The organism is Sphingomonas sp. S-NIH.Pt3_0716 (assembly GCF_003950715.1).
Lineage (GTDB): Bacteria > Pseudomonadota > Alphaproteobacteria > Sphingomonadales > Sphingomonadaceae > Sphingobium > Sphingobium yanoikuyae_A.
In genome coordinates, this window is the sequence record NZ_QLJK01000005.1 from 44,411 (window position 1) to 67,837 (window position 23,427).

The 23,427-nt window shown below is 66.4% G+C and carries 18 protein-coding genes; 9 read left to right on the forward strand and 9 right to left on the reverse strand.

What is annotated here, in order from left to right:
* Nucleotides 1-9: 9 nt before the first annotated feature.
* Both mfd and BRX37_RS05150 read right to left on the reverse strand, forming a co-directional pair.
* A complete protein-coding gene (mfd, locus tag BRX37_RS05145; protein WP_125985790.1) occupies nucleotides 10-3,486 on the reverse strand; it encodes a transcription-repair coupling factor in 3,477 nt (1,158 codons plus the stop codon).
* Between the two features lie 112 nt (nucleotides 3,487-3,598).
* Nucleotides 3,599-3,865: an FAD assembly factor SdhE gene (locus BRX37_RS05150; RefSeq protein ID WP_125985791.1), complete on the reverse strand. Its 267-nt coding sequence runs from the start codon at nucleotides 3,863-3,865 to the stop codon at nucleotides 3,599-3,601.
* An 87-nt stretch (nucleotides 3,866-3,952) separates the two neighbouring features.
* Between BRX37_RS05150 and recG the strand changes: the two genes are divergently transcribed.
* A complete protein-coding gene (recG, locus tag BRX37_RS05155; RefSeq protein ID WP_125985792.1) occupies nucleotides 3,953-6,016 on the forward strand; it encodes an ATP-dependent DNA helicase RecG in 2,064 nt (687 codons plus the stop codon).
* Between the two features lie 17 nt (nucleotides 6,017-6,033).
* On the opposite strand, the gene BRX37_RS05160 is transcribed toward recG, so the two are convergent.
* Nucleotides 6,034-6,420, reverse strand: coding sequence for an endonuclease domain-containing protein (locus tag BRX37_RS05160; RefSeq protein WP_125985793.1), 387 nt, complete (start codon nucleotides 6,418-6,420; stop codon nucleotides 6,034-6,036).
* Nucleotides 6,421-6,559: 139 nt separating this feature from the next.
* Here BRX37_RS05160 and BRX37_RS05165 point away from each other — a divergent pair, with 139 nt between their 5' ends.
* Nucleotides 6,560-7,636, forward strand: coding sequence for a mechanosensitive ion channel family protein (locus BRX37_RS05165; RefSeq protein ID WP_486056222.1), 1,077 nt, complete (start codon nucleotides 6,560-6,562; stop codon nucleotides 7,634-7,636).
* Here the strand turns inward: BRX37_RS05165 and BRX37_RS05170 are convergent.
* Both BRX37_RS05170 and tyrS read right to left on the reverse strand, forming a co-directional pair.
* On the reverse strand, nucleotides 7,608-7,964 hold the full coding sequence (locus BRX37_RS05170; protein WP_004207490.1) for a PilZ domain-containing protein: 357 nt from the start codon (nucleotides 7,962-7,964) through the stop codon (nucleotides 7,608-7,610). The two genes, BRX37_RS05165 and BRX37_RS05170, sit on opposite strands and share 29 nt — an antisense overlap.
* A gap of 76 nt (nucleotides 7,965-8,040) precedes the next feature.
* Nucleotides 8,041-9,258, reverse strand: a complete 1,218-nt coding sequence (tyrS, locus tag BRX37_RS05175; protein WP_125985795.1) for a tyrosine--tRNA ligase — start codon at nucleotides 9,256-9,258, stop codon at nucleotides 8,041-8,043.
* Nucleotides 9,259-9,313: 55 nt separating this feature from the next.
* On the opposite strand from tyrS, the gene BRX37_RS05180 reads away from it, so the two are divergent.
* On the forward strand, nucleotides 9,314-10,399 hold the full coding sequence (locus BRX37_RS05180; protein WP_125985796.1) for an anhydro-N-acetylmuramic acid kinase: 1,086 nt from the start codon (nucleotides 9,314-9,316) through the stop codon (nucleotides 10,397-10,399).
* A 38-nt stretch (nucleotides 10,400-10,437) separates the two neighbouring features.
* Here BRX37_RS05180 and BRX37_RS05185 read toward each other — a convergent pair whose 3' ends face one another.
* A complete protein-coding gene (locus tag BRX37_RS05185) occupies nucleotides 10,438-13,113 on the reverse strand; it encodes a coiled-coil domain-containing protein (RefSeq protein WP_125985797.1) in 2,676 nt (891 codons plus the stop codon).
* 81 nt (nucleotides 13,114-13,194) lie between these two features.
* On the opposite strand from BRX37_RS05185, the gene BRX37_RS05190 reads away from it, so the two are divergent.
* From BRX37_RS05190 to BRX37_RS05210, 5 genes are all read left to right on the forward strand, one after another.
* Nucleotides 13,195-13,497, forward strand: a complete 303-nt coding sequence (locus BRX37_RS05190) for an Hpt domain-containing protein (RefSeq protein WP_037511783.1) — start codon at nucleotides 13,195-13,197, stop codon at nucleotides 13,495-13,497.
* 89 nt (nucleotides 13,498-13,586) lie between these two features.
* Nucleotides 13,587-14,759: a hypothetical protein gene (locus tag BRX37_RS05195; protein ID WP_125985798.1), complete on the forward strand. Its 1,173-nt coding sequence runs from the start codon at nucleotides 13,587-13,589 to the stop codon at nucleotides 14,757-14,759.
* A 77-nt stretch (nucleotides 14,760-14,836) separates the two neighbouring features.
* Nucleotides 14,837-15,922 (forward strand): DUF2336 domain-containing protein, encoded by a 1,086-nt coding sequence (locus BRX37_RS05200; protein ID WP_017500594.1) that lies wholly within the window; start codon nucleotides 14,837-14,839, stop codon nucleotides 15,920-15,922.
* A complete protein-coding gene (locus tag BRX37_RS05205) occupies nucleotides 15,919-17,310 on the forward strand; it encodes a sensor histidine kinase (RefSeq protein ID WP_125985799.1) in 1,392 nt (463 codons plus the stop codon). The genes BRX37_RS05200 and BRX37_RS05205 overlap by 4 nt, the downstream gene beginning before the upstream one ends.
* Before the next feature lie 76 nt (nucleotides 17,311-17,386).
* Nucleotides 17,387-17,728 (forward strand): gamma-glutamylcyclotransferase family protein, encoded by a 342-nt coding sequence (locus tag BRX37_RS05210; protein WP_125985800.1) that lies wholly within the window; start codon nucleotides 17,387-17,389, stop codon nucleotides 17,726-17,728.
* A 59-nt stretch (nucleotides 17,729-17,787) separates the two neighbouring features.
* Here the strand turns inward: BRX37_RS05210 and gltA are convergent, their stop codons facing one another.
* Complete coding sequence (gene gltA / locus BRX37_RS05215) at nucleotides 17,788-19,074, reverse strand: citrate synthase (RefSeq protein ID WP_125985801.1); 1,287 nt, start codon at nucleotides 19,072-19,074, stop codon at nucleotides 17,788-17,790.
* A 20-nt stretch (nucleotides 19,075-19,094) separates the two neighbouring features.
* Nucleotides 19,095-20,537, reverse strand: coding sequence for a glutamate--tRNA ligase (gltX, locus tag BRX37_RS05220; RefSeq protein WP_318276611.1), 1,443 nt, complete (start codon nucleotides 20,535-20,537; stop codon nucleotides 19,095-19,097).
* A gap of 49 nt (nucleotides 20,538-20,586) precedes the next feature.
* On the opposite strand from gltX, the gene BRX37_RS05225 reads away from it, so the two are divergent.
* Nucleotides 20,587-22,719, forward strand: a complete 2,133-nt coding sequence (locus BRX37_RS05225; RefSeq protein WP_206434121.1) for a ComEC/Rec2 family competence protein — start codon at nucleotides 20,587-20,589, stop codon at nucleotides 22,717-22,719.
* On the opposite strand, the gene lexA is transcribed toward BRX37_RS05225, so the two are convergent.
* Nucleotides 22,710-23,387, reverse strand: a complete 678-nt coding sequence (gene lexA / locus BRX37_RS05230; RefSeq protein ID WP_125985803.1) for a transcriptional repressor LexA — start codon at nucleotides 23,385-23,387, stop codon at nucleotides 22,710-22,712. The two genes, BRX37_RS05225 and lexA, sit on opposite strands and share 10 nt — an antisense overlap.
* Between the last annotated feature and the right edge of the window lie 40 nt (nucleotides 23,388-23,427).

The window sequence follows — 23,427 nt, forward strand, 5'->3', positions numbered from 1 at the left end:
GATGCGTATTTACCCCGCTGCCTTGGCCAGCCCCTTCGACAATTGCAGCGCGCCGTTGAGGCGGGCGGCGGGGTCGGGCCAGGCGCGGGTGACGACCACCTTGCTGTCCGGGCGCAGGCGGGCGACGCCGTCGAGGCGCTGGACATAGGCGACCAGACCGGCCGGGTTGGGGAAGCGATCCTCGAAGAAGCTGACTAGCGCGCCCTTTGGCCCGACATCGATCTTGGCGATATTGGCCTTGAGGCAATTCTGCTTGATCTCGATGATCTTGAGCAGGTTCTGGGTCGGCGCGGGCAGCTTGCCGAAGCGGTCGATCAGCTCGGCGGCGAAGGCCTCCAGCCCCTGGCGATCCTCCAGTTCGTTGATGCGGCGATAGAGACCCATGCGCAGGTCGAGATCGGGCACGAAATCTTCCGGGATCATGATCGGCGCGTCGACGCTGATCTGCGGCGAGAAGCTGTCGCGGCGCGCTTCGAGGCCGGCGCCGCCGGCCTTGGCGTCCATGATCGCGTCCTCCAGCATCGACTGGTAGAGTTCGAAGCCTACTTCCTTGATATGGCCCGACTGTTCGTCGCCGACGAGGTTGCCGGCTCCGCGAATGTCGAGATCATGGCTGGCGAGCTGGAAACCGGCGCCCAGCGTATCGAGATCCGACAGCACCTTAAGCCGCTTTTCCGCGGTTTCGGTGATGATACGGTTGGCGGGCGTGGTGAAATAGGCATAGGCGCGCGTCTTCGACCGGCCGACGCGGCCGCGCAGCTGGTAGAGCTGGGCAAGGCCGAAGCGGTCGGCGCGGTGGATGATGAGCGTGTTGGCGCTGGGGATGTCGAGGCCGGATTCGACGATGGTGGTGGAGAGCAGCACATCATAGCGCTTGTCGTAGAAGGCGGACATGCGCTCCTCGACATCGGTGGCGCTCATCTGGCCATGGGCGACGATCGGCTTCACCTCGGGCACTTCGGTGCGCAGGAATTCCTCGACCTCTGTGAGGTCCGAGATGCGCGGCACGACGAAGAAGCTCTGGCCGCCGCGATAATGTTCGCGCAGCAGCGCCTCGCGGATGACGACGCCGTCCCAGGGCATGATATAGGTGCGCACTGCCAGGCGATCGACTGGTGGGGTCTGGATGACCGAGAGTTCGCGCAGGCCCGACATCGCCATCTGGAGCGTGCGCGGGATCGGCGTGGCGGTGAGGGTGAGGACATGGACGTCGGTCTTCAGGGACTTCAGCCGTTCCTTGTGGGTGACGCCGAACCGCTGTTCCTCGTCGACGATGACGAGGCCGAGGCGCTTGAACTCCAGCCCCTTGGCGAGGAGGGCGTGGGTGCCCACGACGATGTCGATCGTGCCGTCGGCCAGGCCCGCCTTGGTCGCCTTCGCCTCCTTGTCGGGGACGAGACGGGAGAGGCGGGCGATTTCCAGCGGGAAGCCGCGGAAGCGCTCGACGAAATTCATGTGATGCTGGCGCGCGAGCAGGGTGGTGGGGCAGATCACCACCACCTGCATCCCGGCCATGGCGGCGACGAAGGCGGCGCGCAGCGCGACCTCGGTCTTGCCGAAGCCGACATCGCCGCAGACGAGGCGGTCCATCGGACGGCCGGCGCCCAGATCCTCGATGACATCGCCGATCGCGCGGTCCTGATCGTCGGTTTCCTGATAGGGGAAGCGGTCGACGAAGGCGGGATAGCCGGCGGCGTCCGGCTCGGCGATCTCGGCCGGGCGCAGGGCGCGTTCGGCGGCGGTCTTGAGCAGTTCGCCCGCAATCTCGCGGATCCGCTCCTTCATCCGCGCCTTGCGCCGCTGCCAGGCCTCGCCGCCGAGCTTGTCGAGGCTCACGCCCTCGCTGTCGGAGCCGTAGCGCGAGAGGACTTCGAGATTTTCGACCGGGACATAGAGCTTGTCGCCGCCGGCATAGGAGAGGGCGACGCAGTCATGCGCGGTCTTGCTGACCGGGATCTGCGTCAGCCCCTCATAGCGGCCGATGCCATGGTCCATATGGACGACGAGGTCGCCGGGCGAGAGGGTGGCGAGTTCGGCGAGGAAGGCGTCGGCGCTCTTCTTGCGCTTGGCGCGGCGGACGAGCCGGTCGCCCAGCATATCCTGTTCGGTGAGGACGGCGACGTCGGGCGCGGTGAAGCCATGGTCGAGGCCGAGGACGGTGAGGACGGCGCTGCCGCCCGCCGCGGTGCCCAGAGCCTCCTGCCAGCTGTCGGCTGCAGCGAGACGGACGACGCCATGATCGGCGAGCAGGCCGGAGAGGCGCTCGCGCGCGCCTGCCGAATAGCTGGCGATCACCACCTTCTTCTTGGTGCGGCGCAGGGCGTCGATATGCTTGCCGACCGCCTCATAGACATTGACGTTCTGCGCGCGTTCGGGCGCGAAATCGCGCGGGCCGTCGACCGCGAAGTCGAGCACGGTGGCGCTTTCGGGCTCGTGGAAGGGGGTGGTGGCGTGCATCGGCCAGACAGCGGCGGAGGCATCCCACTCGGCGGCGTCGAGATAGAGGGCTTCGGGCTTCAGCGGGCGATAGGCACCGGGATCGGCCGATTTCGCGGCGATGCGGTTGGCATGATAGTCCCGGATCGCCTCGAACCGGGCGTCGGCCGCGCCGACCACGCCATGGTCGCGGACGATGATCGCGTCATCGCCCAGATGCTCGGTCAGCGGAACCAGCTTTTCCTCGAACAGAGGCAGCCAATGTTCCATGCCGGCGAGGCGCCGGCCCTCGCTCACCGCCTGATAGAGCGGGTCGCCGGTTGCGGTCGCGCCGAAGGTTTCGCGATAGCGGCCGCGGAAGCGCTTGATCGTGTCTTCGTCGAGCAGCGCCTCGGACGCGGGAAGCAGGGTGAAGCCGTCGACGCTGCCGGTGGTGCGCTGGTCGGTCGGGTCGAAGCGGCGCACCGTCTCGATCTCGTCGCCGAAGAAGTCGAGCCGCAGCGGCTGGTCCTCGCCGCCGGGGAACAGGTCGACAATGCCGCCGCGAATGGCGAATTCGCCGCGATCATGGACGGTGTCGGTGCGGACATAGCCGTTGGATTGCAGCATGTCGGCGAGGCGCGTGATCGCGATCCGTTCCTTGGGCGCGAGGCGCGCGACCAGCTGGCGGACGCGGAACGGGGTGAGGGTGCGCTGGGTCAGGGCGTTGAGGGTGGTGAGGACCAGCTGCGGTCCCTTTGGTTTTGCCTGAAGCGCATGAAGGCCGGCGAGGCGCGCCGACGCGGTGCGCAGCGAGGGGCTGGCCCGGTCATAGGGCAGGCAGTCCCAGGCGGGAATTTCGATGAGCTCGATCTCTGGCGCGAAATAATGGGCGGTGTCGGCGACTGCGCGCATCAACTGCTCGTCGGAGGCGACGAAGACGGCGCGGGTCGCATCCGAACCATGGGCAGCGCGGGCAATGTCCGCCAGCAGCCAGGGCTGGAAGCCGGCCGGCACGCCGGACAGAGTGAGCGGCGCCTTCGCCTTCAGGATTTTCTGGAGATCGGTCATTGTCGTCTCTGTTCCCCTCCCGCAAGCGGGAGGGGCTAGGGGTGGGCAAATGCAACAGAGGTGGCGCAGGCCCACCCCCTAACCCCCTCCCGCTTGCGGGAGGGGGGACTTGTCAGTTCTCGATCTTGACGAAATCGAGCTTGAGGAACTGGTCCATCATCGGGCCCTTCCATTCGTCCGGCACGGGGATGGTGCCGAGCGCCCAGCCGATGATGTCGGCGTCCTGCTCGTCCATGAAGCGCTCGAACCAGGCGATCTGCTCGTCGTTCCAGGTCGCATGATAGCGTTCGAAGAAGCCGCCGACCGTATAATCCGCCTCGCGCGTGCCCCGGTGCCAGGCGCGGAATTTCAGGCGACGCATCAGCGGGTTGTCGTTCACAATTTGTTCCTTTAACGGACGTGCCGAAACAGCCGATCGGATATTTGAATGACCGTCCCGGCTGCGTTAGAGAAGCCTCAGATAGCCATGCGACCCGATATTCTCAATCCGCTCTTTGCCGAAATCTCCGCGCTCAAGGGCATTGGCCCGGCGCTGGCCCGTCCGCTCGAACGGCTGGGGCTGGCGCGGGCGGTCGATGTCGCCTTTCACCTGCCGGTCAATTATGTCGATCGGAAACTGATCGACGAACTGGACATGGCGGACGCCGGCAAGGTGATCGGCATCATGCTGACCCCGGTCGATTATCGCGCCAGCGGCAATGCGCGCGCGCCGTTCCGGGTGCAGGCGCTGGACGCCCATGGCAATGCCGTCTCCCTCGTCTATTTCGGCCGCAACAGCGCCTGGCCGCGCAAGCTGTTGCCGCTCAACGAAGCGAAATTCGTGTCGGGCAAGCTGGAAGCCTATGGCGACAATCTGCAGATGGTCCATCCCGACTATGTCCTGCCGCCCGAGGAGGCCGACACCGTGCCGGCGCGCGAGAGCGTCTATGGCCTGTCGGAAGGGCTGACCAACAACCGGATGCGCGACCTGGTGGGGCAAGCGCTGGCCCGCGCGCCCGAACTGCCCGAATGGATCGAGCCGAGCCTGCTGGCGAGCAAGGGCTGGCCGGCCTGGCGCGCGGCGCTGGAACGCTTCCATGCCGACCCAACCGACGCACAGGCGCGCGAGCGGCTGGCCTATGACGAGATTTTCGCCGGGCAACTGGCGCTGATGCTGGTGCGGCAATCGTCGCGGCGGCGGCGCGGCGTGCCGATCAGCGGCGACGGGCGACTGCGGGTGATGCTGAAGTTGCCTTTCGCCCCGACCGGTGCCCAGCGCCGCGCGATCGGCGAGATCGAGGGCGACATGGCGCAGGCGACGCCGATGCTGCGGCTGCTGCAGGGCGATGTCGGATCGGGCAAGACGCTGGTGGCGCTGATGGCGCTGCTGAACGCAGTCGAGGCCGGGATGCAGGGCGCGATGCTGGCGCCGACCGAAATATTGGCGCGGCAACATTATGAGACGCTGCGCAAGATGGCGTCGGGTCTTCCGATCGAGATCGCGATCCTGACCGGGCGCGAGAAGGGGAAGGTGCGCGAGGCGACGCTGATGGGGCTGGCCGATGGCAGCATCCACATCCTGGTCGGCACGCACGCGATTTTCCAGGAGAAGGTGCAGTATAAGGCGCTGGGCCTGGCCGTGATCGACGAGCAGCATCGGTTCGGTGTGGCGCAGCGGATGATGCTGGCGAGCAAGGCCGAGCGATCGCCGCATCTGCTGGTGATGACGGCCACGCCGATCCCGCGCACGCTGACCCTGACCTATTATGGCGAGATGGACGTGTCGCGGCTGGACGAGATGCCGCCGGGCCGCCAGCCGATCCAGACTTTGGTGATGTCCGCCAACCGGCTGGACGAGGTGGTCGAGGGGCTGGCCCGCCATGTCGAAGGGGGCGGGCAGGCCTATTGGGTGTGCCCGCTGGTCGAGGAGAGCGAGACGAGCGATCAGGCGGCGGCCGAGATGCGGGCCGAGACGCTGCGCCAGCGCTTCGGCGACCGGGTAGGGCTGGTCCATGGCAAGATGAAGGGGCCGGACAAGGATGCGGCGATGGAGGCCTTTGCCGCCAACCGCACCCAGATATTGGTGGCGACCACGGTGATCGAGGTCGGCGTCGACGTGCCCAATTCCAGCCTGATCGTGATCGAGGGGGCGGAGCGTTTTGGCCTGGCGCAGCTGCACCAGTTGCGCGGTCGGGTCGGGCGCGGCGACAAGCCGTCGGTCTGCCTGTTGCTGCGCGGCAATGCGCTGGGCGAGACGTCGCGGGCGCGGCTGGCGCTGATGCGCGAGACCAATGACGGCTTCCGCATCGCCGAGGAGGATCTGAAGCTGCGCGGTGCGGGCGAGGTGCTGGGCACGCGCCAGTCGGGCGAGGCGGAACTGAAGATCGCGACGCCCGAGCATGTGTCGGCACTGGTGGATAGCGCGCGGGATGACGCCCATCTGCTGATCGACCGGGACGGCGGGCTGGACAGCGAACGGGGGCAGGCGGCGCGGACCTGCCTCTATCTGTTCGAGAAGGATGCGGCGGTGGGATTGCTGCGCGGGGGGTGAGGGGGGGGCTTGTCGTCTTAGCCCTCTCCCGCTTTCGCGGGAGAGGGTTGGGTGAGGGGCTTCTTTTTCGAAAGCGCTGATCGAATGGCGTCTGCAACGCCTTCGATATTTTCCACTACATCATGATTCCAGAAGCGGAGGATGTGTAAGCCGCGCGCCTCCAGATAGGCAGTGCGACGGTGATCGCGATCTTCATCATGCTGGCCGCCATCAAGCTCCACGGCCAATGCGGCTTCCACGCACAGGAAATCGACGACGAATGGATCGATCGTTGCCTGACGACGAAGTTTGAATCCGTCCAACTGGCGGTTGCGCAAGATGCTCCATAGCATGCGCTCGGCATCGGTCATGTCGCGCCTTAGACGTGCAGCGTGGGGACTGATCTGGCGGCGGACCGGGAACATTCATCGCATCATAAAGGAAGAAAGACCCTCACCCAACCCTCTCCCGTGAAGACGGGAGAGGGCTAGAAGTGCCCGGCCTTCCTGCGTAAATTTGCTGCACCTGCGAAACAAAATGCGGGGCGGTCGCGTTGCCCCTGGCATGACCGACATCAGCCTGACCCATATTACGCCGATGGCCGCGCTTTCGATCGCGCTGTCGGTGGTCGTCGCCTTCGCCGTTCATGGCGCGCTTTACTGGATTGCGGTGCGGCTGGTGAAGCGCGCGCGGATTGAGCCGCTGCTGTTGCCGGCCATCTTCCAGCCGACGCGCTGGCTGGTGGTGCTGCTGGCTCTGGGGGCGGGGCTCAAGTCGATCGAGATGGGGCCGCGGATCGAGGATATCTGGTCGATCGGGGCGCGGATGGTGTTTGCGCTGCTTGTGGGCTGGTTGATCTTTCGCGCGATGCGGGCGGGCAAGGCGATGCTGGAGGCGCGCGCCGACATCAGCGTCGAGGATAATCTGAAGGCGCGGCGGCAGCGCACCAAGATCAGCATCCTCTATCGCATCTGCCAGTGCATCGTCGGCTTCTTCGTGATCGCGATGATGCTGATCGCCATTCCGGGCGTGCGGACGATCGGCGTGTCGCTGATGGCGTCGGCGGGCCTCGCCGCGCTGGCGGTGGGCGCGGCGGCGCAACCGGCGCTCAAAAATCTGATTGCCGGCATCCAGATGGCCTTTTCAGAGCCGATCCGGCTGGACGATGTCGTCATCATCGAAGGGGAATGGGGGCGGATCGAGGAGATCAGGCTGACCTATGTGATCGTGCGCATCTGGGACGACAGGCGCATGGTGGTGCCGGTATCCTATTTCCTGGAGAAGCCGTTCCAGAACTGGACCACGAAGACATCGGACCTGCTGGGCACGGTCTTCCTCTATGTCGATCCGACGGCCGATATCGAGCGGATCCGCGCGCGCTTCGTCGAGGCGGTGAAGGCGAATGGACGCTGGGACGGGCGGGTGGCGATATTGCAGGTGACCGATCACCGCGCCGATGCGCTGGAACTGCGCGGGTTGCTGTCGGCGCGCAATGCCGGGATTGCCTTTGACCTGCGCTGCGAGGTGCGCGAGGCGATGCTGACCTTCCTGCGGACGGAGATGCCCGAGGCGCTGGTGCGCGGGCGTCAGACGCTGGAGAGGGATGAGGCCTTTACCAGGCGGTCCGGCGTGGCGGGATGAGCGCCATCATGGCGTCATAGCCGGCGGTCGGGATCGGCTCGACAAATTCGAGGCCGATCCGGCCTTCCTCGCTCCAGCGGACGAGCGCGCGACGATCCTTGAGCACCGGCAGCCAGATCAGCACCCGGCCGCTCAGCGTGAGCAACTCTTCCGTGCGGCACATCAGGCCGAGTGGCGAGATGTTGATGATCCGCACGCCATGGGTGCGGCCGTCCGCTGTGATATGGCTGACCATGTCGACCAGGTCGCGCGCCACCCGTCGCTGATCGACGGACGGGTCGCGCGACCGCATGACATGGCCAAGATTGGCGAAAACCGAGGAGGACATGGGTTTCAGCCTAGCGGGCGGAAAGTGGAGGCTTTCCTACCTGGTAGCGTTAACTGGGCTGAAACCCTGTTTGTCCTCAGGCGGTGACCAGGCCGTGCTTCTTGGCGCCGAAGCTCAGCTTGTCGCCGGCCTTGAGGGTGACGGCCGGGTCGGTGACGACTTCACCATTCACCTTGATCGCGCCCTCGGCCAGCTTGCGGCGGACTTCCTTGTTGGAGGTCGCAAAGCCAAGGCCGGTGGTCGCCTGGATGACCGTCAGCCCCTCGGCGCCCAGCGCAACGGTCGGCAGATTGGCGTCCGACGCGCCTTCCTCGAAGGTCTTGCGCGCGGTTTCGGCGGCGGCGGTGGCCGCGTCCTCGCCATGGGCCATGGCAGTGGCGGCATGCGCCAGGATCTTCTTCGCCTCGTTGATCTCCGCGCCTTCCAGCGCTTCAAGGCGAGCGATCTCATCCAGCGGCAGGTCGGTGAACAGGCGCATGAAGCGGCCGACATCGGCGTCCTGGGTGTTGCGCCAGAATTGCCAATAATCATAGGGCGACAGTGCATCCGCGTTCAGCCAGACCGCGCCCTTGGCGGTCTTGCCCATCTTGCCGCCGTCGGCAGTGGTGATGAGCGGCGAGGTGAGGCCGAACACCTGGGTGCCGTCGACGCGGCGCGACAGTTCGATGCCGTTGACGATATTGCCCCACTGATCCGATCCACCCATCTGCAGGCGGCAGTCGCTGCGACGCGACAGCTCCAGGAAATCATAGGCCTGGAGGATCATGTAGTTGAATTCGAGGAAGCTGAGCGATTGCTCGCGGTCGAGGCGCAGCTTGACGCTGTCGAAGCTGAGCATCCGGTTGACCGAGAAATGCTGGCCGATATCGCGCAGGAAGGGGATATATTCGAGCTTGTCGAGCCAGTCGGCATTGTCGACCATGACCGCGTCGGTCGGGCCGTCACCGAAGGTCAGGAAGCGTTCGAAGACGCGCTTGATGCTGTTCACATTGTCGTTGATCTTGTCGACGGTGAGCAGCGAGCGGGCCTCGTCGCGCAGCGAGGGGTCGCCGATCTTGCCGGTGCCACCGCCCATCAGCACGATCGGCTTGTGACCGGCCTGCTGCATGCGGCGCAGCATCATGATCTGCACCAGGCTGCCGACATGGAGCGACGGCGCGGTCGGGTCGAAGCCGATATAGCCCGGCACCACCTGTTTGGCGGCCATGGCATCAAGCCCTTCCGCGTCGGTCAGCTGGTGGATGTAGCCGCGTGCTTCGAGCAGGCGGAGGAGATCGGACTGATAGTTGCTCATGACGCGCGCCTGTAGCATTGGGGCAGCAACTGGAAAAGAGGCGGAGTTTTCGATCATGTTGGCAATCGGTCTGATGTCCGGCACCTCGCGCGACGGGATCGACGCCGCGCTGATCGAGACGGATGGCGAGGGCCAGGCCGAGGCAATCATTTTCCACGCCCAGCCCTATAGCGATGATTTTCGCGAACGGCTGGCTGCGGCCTGCGCGCGGGCGATGGCGATGGACGCGCCGGGCGAGGATCCGCTGATCCGGGCGGTGGAGATGGACCTTACCAATTTCCATATCGATGCAATCGCCGACATGCTGGGCCGCAGCGGCCATGTGGCGGAGGATATCGGGGTGATCGGCTTTCATGGCCATACCGTTGCCCACCGGCCCGAACGGCGCTGGACCTGGCAGATTGGTGACGGCGCGGTGCTGGCCGGCGCGTTCGGCATTCCCGTGGTCGCCGACCTGCGTAGTGCGGATGTGCGCGCGGGCGGGCAGGGCGCGCCGCTGATGCCGGTCTATCATCGGGCATTGTCCGACGGGCTGGCAAAGCCGGTCGGCATTCTCAACCTGGGCGGGGTGGCGAACATCACCGCGATTGGATCGGACGGCAGTCTGGTCGCCTTCGACACCGGCATGGCGAGCGGCCTGATCGACAACTGGATGCAGGCGTATGGGGACGCGGCCTATGATGCGGGCGGCGCGACCGCCGCGCGGGGCCAGGTGGACGAGGCGCGGCTGGCGGCGATGATGGCCGATCCCTGGTTCGCCGCGCCGCCGCCCAAGAGCATCGACCGCGAAGCCTTCACCATCGCGCCGGTCGAGGGATTGTCGCTGGCGGACGGGGCGGCGACACTGACCGCCTTTTCCGCGCAGGCAGTGGCGCGCGGTGTCGACCATCTGCCCGAACGGCCGGCGCGCATCTATGTGGCGGGCGGCGGGCGTCATAATGCGACGCTGATGGCGATGCTGGCCGCACGGACCGGCGCCGATGTCCGCTCGGTCGACGAACTGGGCTGGGATGGCGACGCGCTGGAGGCACAGGGCTTTGCCTATATGGCGGTGCGGCACCTCAATGGCCTGCCGATCAGCTTTCCCGGCACCACCGGCGCGCCTGAACCGATGACCGGCGGCGTGCTGTTCCAGCCCTGAGAAAGGGGGATGGGGCGGCCGGGCACCGCCCCTGATCCTTATTGGCGCAGGCGCTCGATCGCCTGGGCTAGGGCGACATAGAGCTTGCCCATGTCGGACGAGAGGATCGCGACGCCCAGGGCGTTGCCGTCGCGCGCCGACAGGATGATCCGCAGCATCGCCTCGAAATCGTGGATGTAGCGGTTCACATGCTCGCGGAAATCGGCGTCATTGTCGTAATGGAGCGCGATTTCGCGGGACTCGCCGGCGTCGAGCAGCTTGACTGCCCGGCGGGTGAAGACGCCGCGATCGCCCTTGAGATAGGCCGACCAGTTGGTGTCGGTCACATCGTTGGACAGGATCTTGGCGACGTCGATCGCGGTGCTGTTGAGCGATTCGATCAGCAGGGCGGAGCGGCGCGAGAAATGGTCGCGATCGCGTTCCTCGGCCGCGCGGCCGGCTTCCTCGATCCTCTGTTCCAGCCCGGCGCTGGTATCGGCGATCGTCATCAACTGGCGGGTCAGCCGGTCCGAAGCATTGTGCGCGGCGCGCACGGCCTCTTCCGCGACATCGGCCAGCTTCTCGATCTGGGCCGAAACCTGATCGCCGACGGCCTGCTGCATCGCCTGTTCGCTGGCTTCGGCCAGGTTCTGCACGGCGTCGGGGATGGCGCGGCCGAGCGCCTGACGGGCGCGTTCGGCGGCCTGTTCGGCGGTGTCCTTGACGCGGAGCAGCGCGGTGATGAGCAGCGGGCCGGCACCTTCGGTGATGCGGGTCGTGTCCTCATGCGCGGCGTCGAGCGCAGTGCGCAGCTTCTCCACCAGTTCGCGGTTGGATTCGATGCCGCTTTGCGTGCTCTCTAGCCATTCGGAGAGACGGCGACCCTGGCCGCGCAGCATCTCTTCGGCCTCCTGGGTGCGGCCGACGAGCGCTTCCGAAATGGCTTCGAGCCGTTCCAGCTCGGGCGTCGCGGCGCCCAGCATGGCGCGGCTGGTTTCCAGTCGGGCGTCGAAGCGGGCGAGCGCGCCGGGATAGGTTTCGTCCAGTTCGCGAACGCTCGAATCGAGCGCCACCATCAGCGTTTCGGCATTGCCGATCAGCTTTTCGGCGGTGGTGCCGCCGTCATGCAGTGCCGTGTCGATCCGGCGGGTTTCCTCGGTCAGGCGGGTCAGCGCGTCGGTCAGCTTCTGGCTGCGGGCGAGGGCATTATCCTCCAGCGCGGCAAAGCGCGCCTCGGCCTGATCAATCGTCTGGTTGAGCGTGCCGTGCAGCCCGGCCATCAGGCTGCGCTGTCCTTCGACCAGATCGTTGATCTGGTGCAGGCGGCTTTCGACCTCGCCAATATCGTCGGCAAGGCCGGCGACGGTGTCGGTGCCGATCGCGGCGATGCTGTCGCGCGAACGGGTGATTAGGCTGTCGAGCGCACCGGCCTGATCGCGCAGCCCGGCATCGGTCAGGGCGAGCGTTTCGCGGGCCTGGAGCAGGGTTGCGTCGAGCCGCTGGCGCAGATCATCCTCGATCGAGCCGAGATCCTGGCCCAGCGCGGCGAGCGCATTCTGGCTGGTGGCGGTGATGCTGGCCTGGGCACGGGCGACCAGCGCCTCCAGGGTGGCGCGCTGGGTCGAAAGCCCTTCCTGCGCGCGCTCCATCGTGTCGCGCACCTGATCCATCGAGGTTTCGAGGCGACCGCGCAGCGATGCCTCGACCAGATCGAGATCCTGGGTGAGGGCGCGAACGGCACCATCGCTGGTTTCGCCGAGCGATACAGCGACGCGATTGACCAGCGCCTCGAGCGCGGCGGATTGCGCATCGATATCCCGTTGGGTCAGGGCCATGGCGGCGCGCGCGCTCTGCGTCGATGTCTCGATCCGACCGGCGGCGATGTCGGCGAGGCCGTTCACCTCGTCGGTGGCGCTGCGGGTCGTCTCCTGCAACTGGCCTAGCTGGCTCGACAGGCTCTTGGTCGCGGACAGGGTGCGGGTGCGGGTATCGTCGGACAGTTCGCCCAGCGCATGGAGGCGCGCTTCGAGCGTGTCGATCCGTTCGGCGAGCGCATGACCATTGTCCATGATCTGCGCGGCCATGCGCACGGCCCGTTCTTCGAGCTGCGGCATGGCGGCGATCAGCGCGTCCATCCGCGCGACAAGGGCGGTGCCGGCGCGCTCGGCGCTTTCGGCGCGGTCGGCGGTGGTCTGGGCGCGGCCGGCGATCAGTTCGGCCGATGCCTCCATATTGCTGCTGGCGGCGGCGCCATAGCTGTCGAGCAGTTCGGCCTGGTCCTGCATCGTCTGGCGCGCGGATTCGAGCCGGTCGGCGATCCGGCCGAGGCGCAGTTCGAGCAGTTCGGCCTCGGTCCGCAGCGCATGGGCGGTGTCGAGATAGCGGCGCGATTCGGCGCGGCTGTTGCGCACGATCAGCAGATAGGCGATGCCGAGCAGGCTGATCGGTACCAGCAGCGTGGCGACGAGCGAGGGCCAGGCGGCCGGGCCGGCGCGCCACTGATCCGACACGATCGTCGCCCAGAGCGCGAATCCAAGCCAGAGGACCGCCAGCAGGCCAAGGCCGATCCGGGCGTTGCGCACCAGCTTTTCGCCTTCCCCCTGCGCGTCGTCAGGGGCATCATCAATGTCCAGTACTGCCTGCTTCAATAGCAGGATGTCATCCGCGGCCGGCGCGTTGCCGGTCGCGTTTCCCTCGTCTCGCCAGAATTCGACGATTGTGCTGCCCCCATTCATGGGTGTGATCCTATCATCTTTTCCGTCTGCGCAAATGCCTTGTTACCAAAACTTAACGCAATTTCGATAGCTTCCGTCCCCATGTCCTATGATCCTGGCGCTCTTAATGCGGCATTGGCCGCCGCCGTCGGCGAAGACGCGGTGCTGATCGCCGATCTGCGCGTGGCTTTCCTTGAAAGCGCGGAGCGCCATCTCGACCTGATGAGCCGGGCGCGCTGCGACGCCAATTGGGAATTGGCGGCCTGGCGTTTGAAAGGCCTGGCGGCGAGTTTCGGCCTGACCAGCCTGATGGCGCTGGCGGACGAGGCGGTCGAGGCCGCGCCGGGCGATCCGCGCGCCTTGCAGCGTTTGCGCAGCACGATCGCACTGCTCCAGCAGGGCTGAAACCGGTGATTTGAAAGCGCCTGCTTGCGCTGCGTCGTTCGGCTTGCAAGAAGATCGTCGCAATCAAAACGGGTCGGTTTCCAGACAATATGACATTCGCGGCCATTCTCAGTGCCAGCCGGGCTTCAAGTGATTCGCCTGCAGCGCTTCGCGCCACCCTGCATTTCGCCGGCCAGACGCTGGTCGAATATCAGGCGCGACAGGCGGTCCGGGCCGGTGCGGACCGGATCATGATCCTGGTCAGCGTCATCACGCCGGCCATTTCGCAGGCGGTCGACCGGCTGAGCGCGGACGGCATTGCCGTCGCCCTGATCCGCGACATGGTGTCGATGGTGCGCGATGCGCCGCGTGACGCCGATGTGCTGCTGGTGGCCGATGGCGCGGTGGTGGCGCAGGGCCATTATGACGCGCTGGCGGGGCAGGCGGGCAATGCTTTGCTGGTCACCGACGACAGCCGCGCCAGTGCGCCGTTCGAGCGGATCGATGCGGGCCAGCGCTGGGCCGGGCTGGCGCGGATCAATCCTGCGCTGCTGTTCGGCACGCTGGACATGATCGGCGACTGGGATCTGGCGCTGACGCTGGTGCGATCGGCGGTGCAGGGCGGTGCGGTGCGAATCACCGTGCCGCAGGATGATCTGCTGGAAGGCCGAGTTGCGCTGGTCGACGGGCAGGAACAGGCGGACCTCGCCGCGCAGGCGGTGATGTCGACCGGGACGCGATCGGGATCGTCCAGCCGGGGCGGGATCGAACATTATCTGTTCGGGCCGCTCGCCCGGCTGCTCGGCCCCGCATTGATGCGCAGCCAGGTGCCCGCGATGCAGGTGCGGATCGGTTCGATCGCGCTGGCCGGCATTGCGCTGATGCCGCTGGAACTGGGCTGGCCGGGCACCGGGCTCAGCCTGTTGCTGCTGGCGCTGCTGCTGGCGGAACTGGCCGATCGGCTCGATGAAATGGCGCTGCGCCGGCCGCCGAGCGGCTGGATCGCCTTTCTGGCGCCGGGGCTGGCGCTGATCGGCGTGATGCTGTCGGGTAGCGGGATGGTGCCCAACTATCTGGCGTTGCTGCTGGGCATCATCACGGTTGCCGATCGCTGGCGCCGGACCGGGGCGGCGCGCCCCTGGATGATCTTCACGCCGGGCACCGCGTTGCTGGTACTGCTGGCAGCCTTGTTGACGGGGGCGGAGGCATTTGGTTTCGACGTTGCCATGCTGGCGGCGATCGGATCGATCGGGGCGATCATCCTGTTGCGTCGGGGCGGATGATTTTTGTCGCATCGAGATCGTTGATTTTGCTGTCAGGGTTTAGTGCATTTTAACGACGTGGGGTTATGCTGCCTTGCATGAGCGCCCACACGTCCCTTGCCGGATCCATCATGGCGGACAGCTGGCCCATGGCACATGTCATGGCCGGCATGTCGGCCGTGCCCGTCGGCCATGCGATTGATCTCGCCTTTTTCTTTCCCGTCGAGGACCGGGCGCGCCATGATGCGCTGATCGCCGAGACCCGCCGTCATCTGGGCGGATGCCTGACTGCGATCGAGACTGCGCTGCGGCTGAGCCTGGCGGGTGATCCCGCAATTGCCGCGGCGCTGGGGCGCTGGCCCGATGGGCTGTGCTGGCCGACCATCTGTGCGCAGCCGACCCTGCTGGGACCGGCCTTGCTGGCCCATATGCAGATGCGTGCGGGGGTGAGCCTGTTGCTGCGGCAGATCGGGCGCCCTGATGGCGAGCCGCCGGAACAGCCCGAGGCCGAGTCGATCCTGTCGTCGGATGATCCCGAAATTGGTGACGCGATCGTCGCGCTGGCGCTGGCTGAGGGGCAGTGGCAGGCGATGGGGGGCGAGGATCAGCCGATGCGGCCCGATCTGCCGGCCGAACATTTCGCCGAACTGGTATGGACGGCTGCGGCCTGTCTGGCGGCGGTGGTGCAGCGGACCGCGCTGGAGCCCGACAATCAATTGCTCGGCGCGTTCGAGCGGGCGGGCTGGGCGCTGCTTGCCAGTCATGACGAAAGCAATGGCCCGATCGCGGCGGCCGACCAGCTGGTGCGCCGGCTGGGGCCGCAGGCCGATGCGCCCGACCTTCTGGGCGCGGCGCTTGGGCAGCGGCGTTTCCTGTTGTTTGCGGCGCTGGCCGGTCGACGGCTGCGCCTTGGCACCGCACAGGTGACGGACATATTGATCATGGGGCCGGTGATGCAGGTGGCAACACTGTGCCGGGCGCTGGGCGGAACCGGGGCGGATTATCGCCATCTGCTGCTGGCGCTGCGGCCGGTGCGGCCGGGCCTGTCGGACGCGGTGATCGTGGCCGAGGCCGACCAATATCAATTGCTGAGCGACGTGAAGGCGGAAGCCGTGGTGGGCGCCCTGCGCGCGCCGGCCGCCTTCCGCGCGAAGCTCGATCATTTGCGGCGCGTCACCGGATGAACATGACGCTCCACCCCTCCATCGTCCGGGCAACGGCATCGGCGGACGGCACGCTTCTGAGTGCCGATGCGCCGCTGCTCGCCTTGCAGCGGGAGGCGGGGAGCGATCTGCTGGGGCCGCTCGCCATTCCGCAACTGGCCGCCGTGGTGCGGCTGGCGGCGCGATTGGGTGTCACCGTATCGCGGCCGGTGGTCGCGGCCGCCGAGCGAGGCGATATCGACATGTGGGTGCGGGCGCGCAGCGACGAAGGGCCGGACGGGCGCATCGTGTCGCTGGCGGTGGTCGACTGGAGCGAGCGGCCGCCGCTCGCCAATACCGGCGATCATAGCCGGCGCGAGGCCGATCTGGCGGCGCTGGCCGATGGCTGGACCTGGCAGATCGACACCCAGTTGCAGTTCCAGATGGCAATTGCCGGGACCGACCGGCAGGGCGCATTGCCGACGCAGCCGCCCCTGCCGGGTAGCCGTTTCTCCAGCTATTTCGAGCTGCAGAGCGATGGTGAGGGCGACATGGCGATCCTGCGCGGCTTCACCCAGCGCCGTGCCTTCCGCGATCAGGTCGCGACATTGGTGCATGATCCCGAACAGCATGTGCGGCTGGCGGGCTTCCCGCTGTTCGACCTGGCCGGCCATCTGGTCGGCTATCGCGGCAAGGCCTGTCCGATCGAACGACCGCCGGCGCTGGCGCGGGCGGATACGACGCAATTGTCGCTCTATCCCGGTGAGTTCGGCAAGCGGCTTGATCGATCGCTGCGCCAGCCGCTGGGGCGGATCATCGCGAATGCGGACACGATCGGCGCGCAACTGGAAGGGCCGCTGCGGCCCGATTATGCCGATTATGCCAATGATATCGCGACCGCTGGCCGTCACCTGATGGCGCTGGTCGACGATCTGGCGGATCTGCAGGCGATCGACCGGCCCGATTTCGGCGTGATCATCGAGGATGTCGACCTCGCCGACCTGGGCCGGCGAGCCGGCGGCCTGCTGACGGTCAAGGCGCTGGATAGGCACATCAAGATCCATTGCCCGGATGCCGACCAGATATTGATGGCGAGGGGCGAGTTCCGCCGCGTGCTGCAGATACTGGTCAATCTGGTCGGCAATGCGGTGCGCTATTCGCCCGAGGGATCGCAGGTGCGCATCGTCGTGGAGCGGGAGCATCGGCAGGCACGGGTGCTGGTGATCGACCAGGGGGCGGGCGTGGCGCTGGAGGATCGCGAGAAGATTTTCGACAAGTTCGAGCGGCTGGGACGTGACGATCCCGGCGGTAGCGGGCTGGGCCTCTATATCTCGCGCAAGCTGGCGCGGGCGATGGGTGGCGACATCAGCGTTGGCGGCACGCCGGGCGAGGGCGCGCGCTTCATCCTGACGCTGCCGGTGCACGACTGACGGGCGCGCGATCGCGCTTATATGAGATAAAGAGCGCTTGTTTGTCCGGCCGATGCTGCCCCGATAGGGTGGTGGCATGGACAGATCGCATTGCCTGGCCACCTATGGCACGCTGGCGCCCGGACGGGCCAATCATCATCAACTGGCGCAACTGCAGGGCCATTGGCAGGCAGGGCATGTGACCGGCCATCTGGTCGCGCACGGCTGGGCCGCGTCGATGGGCTTTCCCGCCTTCATTCCCGACGAGGGCGGCGCGGCGGTGCCGGTCCAGCTGTTCCGCTCGTCCGACCTGCCGGCGCATTGGGCGCGGCTCGATGCATTTGAGGGGACGGACTATCGCCGTGTCGCGATCGATGTTGTTACCGATCAGGGGCGGGTGCCGGCCTGGATCTATGTCTGTGCAGGGGTAGCCGGCTGAGCCCCAACGAAAAACGGCGCCCGATGGGGCGCCGTTCCTCTTGTCTCTGTGACCGCGTCTTAGCGCTTGTCGACGGCGACATAGTCGCGCTGCGTCGGGCCGGTGTAGAGCTGACGCGGACGGCCGATCTTCTGTGCTGGGTCCGAGATCATTTCGTTCCACTGCGCCACCCAGCCCACGGTGCGGGCGAGGGCGAAGAGCACGGTGAACATTTCGGTCGGGAAGCCGATCGCCGAGAGGATCACGCCCGAATAGAAGTCGACATTCGGGTAGAGCTTCTTCTCGATGAAGTAGGGATCGTTGAGGGCGATCTGCTCCAGTTCCTTGGCGACGTCGAAGATCGGGTCGTTGACGCCCAGCTTCTCCAGCACGTCCTTCGCGGTCTTCTGCATCACGGTCGCGCGCGGATCGTAATTCTTGTAGACGCGATGGCCAAAGCCCATCAGGCGGAACGGATCGTCCTTGTTCTTGGCGCGGGCGATATATTCCGGAATGCGATCGACGGTGCCGATTTCGCGCAGCATGTTGAGCGCGGCTTCGTTCGCGCCGCCATGTGCCGGGCCCCACAGGCAGGCGATGCCGGCCGCGATGCAGGCGAAGGGATTGGCGCCCGACGAACCGGCGAGACGCACGGTCGAGGTCGACGCGTTCTGCTCATGGTCGGCATGCAGGGTGAAGATCTTGTCCATCGCGTCGACGACGATCGGATCGATCTTATAGTCTTCCGCCGGGACCGAGAAGGTCATGTTCAGGAAGTTGGCGGTGTAGCTGAGGTCGTTGCGCGGATAGACGAAGGGCTGACCCACCGAATATTTGTACGCCATCGCAGCGATCGTCGGCATCTTGGCGATCAGGCGGTGGCTCGCAATGCGGCGCTGTTCCGGATCGTTGATGTCGGTCGAATCATGATAGAAGGCCGACAGGGCGCCGACGACGCCGACCATGATCGCCATCGGGTGGGCGTCACGACGGAAGCCGCGGAAGAAGGCGGTCAGCTGTTCATGCACCATGGTGTGGCGCGTGATGGTGTTGGTGAACTCGGCCAGTTCCTTGGCCGACGGCAGTTCGCCGTTCAGCAGCAGATAGCAGACTTCCATGAAGCTGGACTGTTCGGCGAGCTGGCCGATCGGATAGCCACGATGCAGCAGCACGCCGGCGTCGCCATCGATATAGGTCAGGCCCGACTCGCAGCTGGCGGTCGAGGTGAAGCCCGGATCGTAGGTGAACATGCCGGTGTTGGCGTAGAGCTTGCGAACGTCGATGACCTGGGGACCGACGGTACCATCCATGATGGCATAGTCCTTGGCCTCTCCGCCAACGGTCAAACTGGCATTATTATCCGACATGTTTTTCTCCTTAACTGCCGTCAACCGGCCACCACGTGCCCCGCAGCGGTCAGTCGCTTCAAGCTTTCCTCTTTCCCCAGAAGGAAGAGGACATCAAAAATACCCGGCGAGACCGTGCGCCCGGTGAGCGCCGCACGAAGCGGCTGTGCCACCTTGCCCAGGCCAAGCCCCGCATCCTCTGCCACGCGGCGTATCACTTCATCGATCGCTTCAACCGTCCAGGACTGGACGGGCTGGAGAGCGTCGGCTGTCTTTTTCAGCAGCTCACGCGCGGGTTCATCTAGCAGAGCAGACGCCTTCTCGTCAAAATCGAGCGGGCAAGATTTGAACAGAAACTCCGCGCCTTCTGCAATTTCGTTAAGCGTCTTGGCCCGCGGCTTGAGCGAAACCATCGCCTGGGTCAAAATATCGCGCTGAGCGTCATTCAGTTGCGTATCAAGACGCGACTCAACGCGCGGGGCGACCAGAGCGGCCAGGCGCGCCTCATCGGCCTCGCGCAGATAATGGCCGTTCAGATTTTCCAGCTTCTTGATGTCGAAGCGCGAGGGCGAGCGGCCGACGCCGTCGATATCGAACAGGTCGATGGCGCGCTCGATCGAGATGATCTCCTCATCGCCATGGCCCCAGCCCAGGCGCAGCAGATAGTTGAGCACCGCTTCGGGCAGCATCCCCATCTCGTCGCGATAGGCGTCGACGCCGAGCGCACCGTGGCGCTTCGACAGCTTTGCGCCGTCCGACCCGTGGATCAGCGGGATATGGCCATAGACCGGCTCTTCCCAGCCCATCGCCTTGATGATGGCGAGTTGGCGGAAAGCGTTGTTGAGATGGTCGTCGCCGCGAATGACATGGGTGACGCCCATGTCATGGTCGTCGACCACGACGGCCAGCATATAAGTGGGGGTGCCATCCGACCGGAGCAGGATCATGTCGTCCAGCTCGGCATTCTGCACCACGACGCGGCCCTGCACCGCATCCTCGATCACGGTTTCGCCGGTCCGAGGGGCCTTGATGCGGATGACGAAGGGCGCGCCTTCGGGCGCTTCCTCCGGCGAACGGTCGCGCCAGCGGCCGTCATAGCGCATCGGCTGCTTGGCGGCGCGCTGCTGTTCACGCAGCTCGGCCAGCTCTTCCTGCGTCGCATAGCAGCGATAGGCATGACCATTGGCGAGCAGCTGGTTGGCGACCTCGGCATGGCGCGGGGTGCGCTCGAACTGGAACACGGCGGGCTCATCGCCGCCCAGGTTCAGCCATTCCAGACCGTCGAAAATGGCGGCCACGGCTTCCTCGGTGGAGCGGGCGCGATCCGTATCCTCGATGCGGAGCAGGAACTTGCCGCCATGATGGCGCGCGAACAGCCAGTTGAACAGCGCGGTGCGGGCGCCGCCAATATGCAGGAAGCCCGTTGGCGACGGGGCGAAACGGGTCACCACCTGCTTGTTCAATCCCGTTGCACTTGCCGTCATATTCGCTGACATTCTTCCTGCCTGATCCATGGATGCGACGCCCCCTAGCATGGCTTTTGAGCCACGACAAACGTCCGTTGGGCGCAGGACGGTGCGTATTGCGCACAATGGATTTGCGCGGATCGAACAATGGCTGGAGGTGGAGCGCGAACAGCTCGCCTTGTGGGTGCCGGTGGCGCTGGGCGCGGGCATTGCCGGCTGGTTCGTGCTGCCGGGGCCGGCACAATGGCTGGCCTGTTGCTGCGGGGCGCTGGGGCTGGCCTGTCTGGCGCTGTTGCTGCCGGTGGGCGCGCGATTGCGGCACATGCTGGTGGCGGGCGGGCTGCTGGCCTGCATTGGTTGTCTGTTGGTTTGGGGCAAGGCGACATGGCTGGGTCAGCCGCCGCTGGCCCGTCCCATATTCGCACAGGTGACCGGCACGGTGACGGCGGTGGCCAAGCTGCCGGCACAGCAGATGGTGCGGGTGGGGCTGCGGCCGATCGAGGCGCCGGCGCTGCCCGCGGCGATCCGGGTGAATATCGCGGAGGCGGATGTGCCCGAAGGGCTGGGCAAGGGGGCGGTGCTGCGCTTTCGCGTGCGGCTGATGCCGCCCGCGCCGCCGAGCGTGCCGGGGGCGTTCGACTTCGCGCGACGCGCCTATTTCCAGGGGATCGGGGCGACCGGGCGGGCGCTGGCGCCGGTCGAGGTGGTGGAACAGGCGCGCGAGGGGCCGACGCTGCGGGCGCGGCTGTTCGATCATATCGGCGGACAGGTGGCGGGCGCATCGGCGGGGATTGCGGTGGCGCTGGCGACCGGCGACCAGGGCGCGATTGCCGAAACGGATGCGGAGGCGATGCGGCGCAGTGGCCTTGCCCATCTTCTGTCGATCAGCGGGCTGCATGTGACGGCGCTGATCGGGGCGGTGATATTCCTGCTGTTGCGCTTGCTGGCGCTGATCCCGCGCGCGGCGCTGGACTGGCCGCTGATGCTGATCGCGGCGGCGGGCGGCGCGCTGGCGGGGATCGGCTATACGCTGCTGACCGGCGCGGAGGTGCCGACGGTGCGATCCTGCATCGCGGCGCTGCTGGTGCTGGGCGGGCTGGCGCTGGGGCGCGAGGCGATCACCCTGCGGCTGGTGGCGACCGGGGCGCTGGTGGTGCTGGTCTTCTGGCCAGAGGCGCTGATCGGCCCGAGCTTCCAGATGAGCTTTGCCGCCGTGGTCGCGCTGGTGGCGCTGGGCGAGCATCGGCGGTTCAAGGCGTTTGCGATGGCGCGGGACGAGCCTTTGCCGCGCAAGGCCGGGCGGACGGTGGCGGCGATGCTGATGACGGGCCTTGCCATCGAACTGGTGCTGGCGCCGATCGCGCTTTACCATTTTCACAAGGCTGGATTGCTGGGCGCGGTGGCCAATCTGGTCGCGATCCCGCTCACCACCTTCGTCATCATGCCGCTGGAGGCGCTGGCGCTGTGCTTCGACCTCGTCGGGCTGGGCGCGCCCTTCTGGTGGCTCACGGCCAAGGCGATCGCGCTGTTGCTAGCGGTGGCGCATGGCGTGGCGGCGAGCCCGATGGCGGTGATGCTGGCGCCGGCGGTGCCGGGCGGGCTGTTCGCGGTCATCCTGGTGGGAGGTCTCTGGTGCCTGCTCTGGCGCAGTCGCTGGCGCTGGCTGGGGCTGGGGCCGGTCGCGATCGGCCTGGCCGGCATCGCGCTGCTGGCGCCGCCCGATATCGTGGTGACCGGCGACGGGCGGCATGTCGCGGTGCTGACACCAGCGGGGACGATGGCGCTGCTGCGCGAGGGGGCGGGTGAGTATGTCCGCGACGTGCTGAGCGAGAGCGCGGGCTATGACGGGACGCTGGAGGCGATCGCGACGATGAAGCAGGCGCGCTGTTCGACTGATCTATGTGCGGTGACGTTGCCACGGGACGGGCGCGACTGGCATTTGCTGGTGACGCGCAATGCGATGCTGGTCGATCGGCCGATATTGGAGCGGGACTGCGCGGCGGCCGATATCGTCATCAGCGATCGGGGGCTGCCCTGGTGGTGCCGGCCGCGCTGGATGAAGATCGACCGCCGGCTGCTGTCGCGCACCGGCGGCCTGTCGATTGGCCTTGAAAGCGGCAAAGTTCACACCGTCCATCGGCCCGGAGACGCGCATCCGTGGATCGTGCGCCGCCGGCCCCGAACAGCCGGTCAGTTGTAGCGGCGCAGCAGGCCGGCGAGCTTGCCCTGGATGCGGACCTGGCGCGGATCATAGATCTGCGGTTCATAGGCGGCATTGGCGGGATCGAGCCGGACGCGCGCGCCTTCGCGGCGGAAATATTTGAGCGTGGCTTCAGCGTCGTCGATCAGGGCGACGACGATCTGGCCTTCGCGCGCGACATCGGTGCGCTGGATCAGCGCGAAGTCGCCGTCGAGAATGCCGGCCTCCATCATGGAGTCCCCCGACACTTCGAGGGCATAATGGTCGCCCGAGCCGAGCAAGGCGGCGGGGACGGAGAGCATGGTGTGGCTTTCCATCGCCTCGATCGGGACGCCGGCGGCGATGCGGCCGTGCAGCGGGATTTCGATCACGTCATTGGCGGCGGTCGGCAGCAGCACGGCCGGAGCCGATATCTTGGGCGTCGGGACGGCTGGTGCAGGCGCGCGATGCATCGCCTCGGGCAGCTTGAGCACTTCGAGCGCGCGGGCGCGGTTGGGCAGGCGTCGGATGAAGCCGCGTTCCTCCAGCGCGTTGATCAGCCGGTGGATGCCGGACTTGGAGCGCAGGTCGAGCGCGTCCTTCATCTCCTCGAACGAAGGGGACACCCCGCCTTCTTCCAGCCGGGTCTGAATGAAGCTCAGCAATTCCTGCTGCTTGGGCGTCAACATCGGCGGTCCTCCATGGAACGAATGAAGAACGCATAGGAAA

Coding starts and splice junctions, on each gene's coding strand:
- mfd (WP_125985790.1), bottom strand. CDS start 3,486: ATGACCGATCTCCAGAAAATCCTGAAGGCGAAGGCGCCGCTCACTCTG.
- recG (WP_125985792.1), top strand. CDS start 3,953: ATGCGACCCGATATTCTCAATCCGCTCTTTGCCGAAATCTCCGCGCTC.
- BRX37_RS05160 (WP_125985793.1), bottom strand. CDS start 6,420: ATGTTCCCGGTCCGCCGCCAGATCAGTCCCCACGCTGCACGTCTAAGG.
- BRX37_RS05165 (WP_486056222.1), top strand. CDS start 6,560: ATGACCGACATCAGCCTGACCCATATTACGCCGATGGCCGCGCTTTCG.
- BRX37_RS05170 (WP_004207490.1), bottom strand. CDS start 7,964: ATGTCCTCCTCGGTTTTCGCCAATCTTGGCCATGTCATGCGGTCGCGC.
- tyrS (WP_125985795.1), bottom strand. CDS start 9,258: ATGAGCAACTATCAGTCCGATCTCCTCCGCCTGCTCGAAGCACGCGGC.
- BRX37_RS05180 (WP_125985796.1), top strand. CDS start 9,314: ATGTTGGCAATCGGTCTGATGTCCGGCACCTCGCGCGACGGGATCGAC.
- BRX37_RS05185 (WP_125985797.1), bottom strand. CDS start 13,113: ATGAATGGGGGCAGCACAATCGTCGAATTCTGGCGAGACGAGGGAAAC.
- BRX37_RS05190 (WP_037511783.1), top strand. CDS start 13,195: ATGTCCTATGATCCTGGCGCTCTTAATGCGGCATTGGCCGCCGCCGTC.
- BRX37_RS05195 (WP_125985798.1), top strand. CDS start 13,587: ATGACATTCGCGGCCATTCTCAGTGCCAGCCGGGCTTCAAGTGATTCG.
- BRX37_RS05200 (WP_017500594.1), top strand. CDS start 14,837: ATGAGCGCCCACACGTCCCTTGCCGGATCCATCATGGCGGACAGCTGG.
- BRX37_RS05205 (WP_125985799.1), top strand. CDS start 15,919: ATGAACATGACGCTCCACCCCTCCATCGTCCGGGCAACGGCATCGGCG.
- BRX37_RS05210 (WP_125985800.1), top strand. CDS start 17,387: ATGGACAGATCGCATTGCCTGGCCACCTATGGCACGCTGGCGCCCGGA.
- gltA (WP_125985801.1), bottom strand. CDS start 19,074: ATGTCGGATAATAATGCCAGTTTGACCGTTGGCGGAGAGGCCAAGGAC.
- gltX (WP_318276611.1), bottom strand. CDS start 20,537: ATGACGGCAAGTGCAACGGGATTGAACAAGCAGGTGGTGACCCGTTTC.
- BRX37_RS05225 (WP_206434121.1), top strand. CDS start 20,587: ATGGCTTTTGAGCCACGACAAACGTCCGTTGGGCGCAGGACGGTGCGT.
- lexA (WP_125985803.1), bottom strand. CDS start 23,387: ATGTTGACGCCCAAGCAGCAGGAATTGCTGAGCTTCATTCAGACCCGG.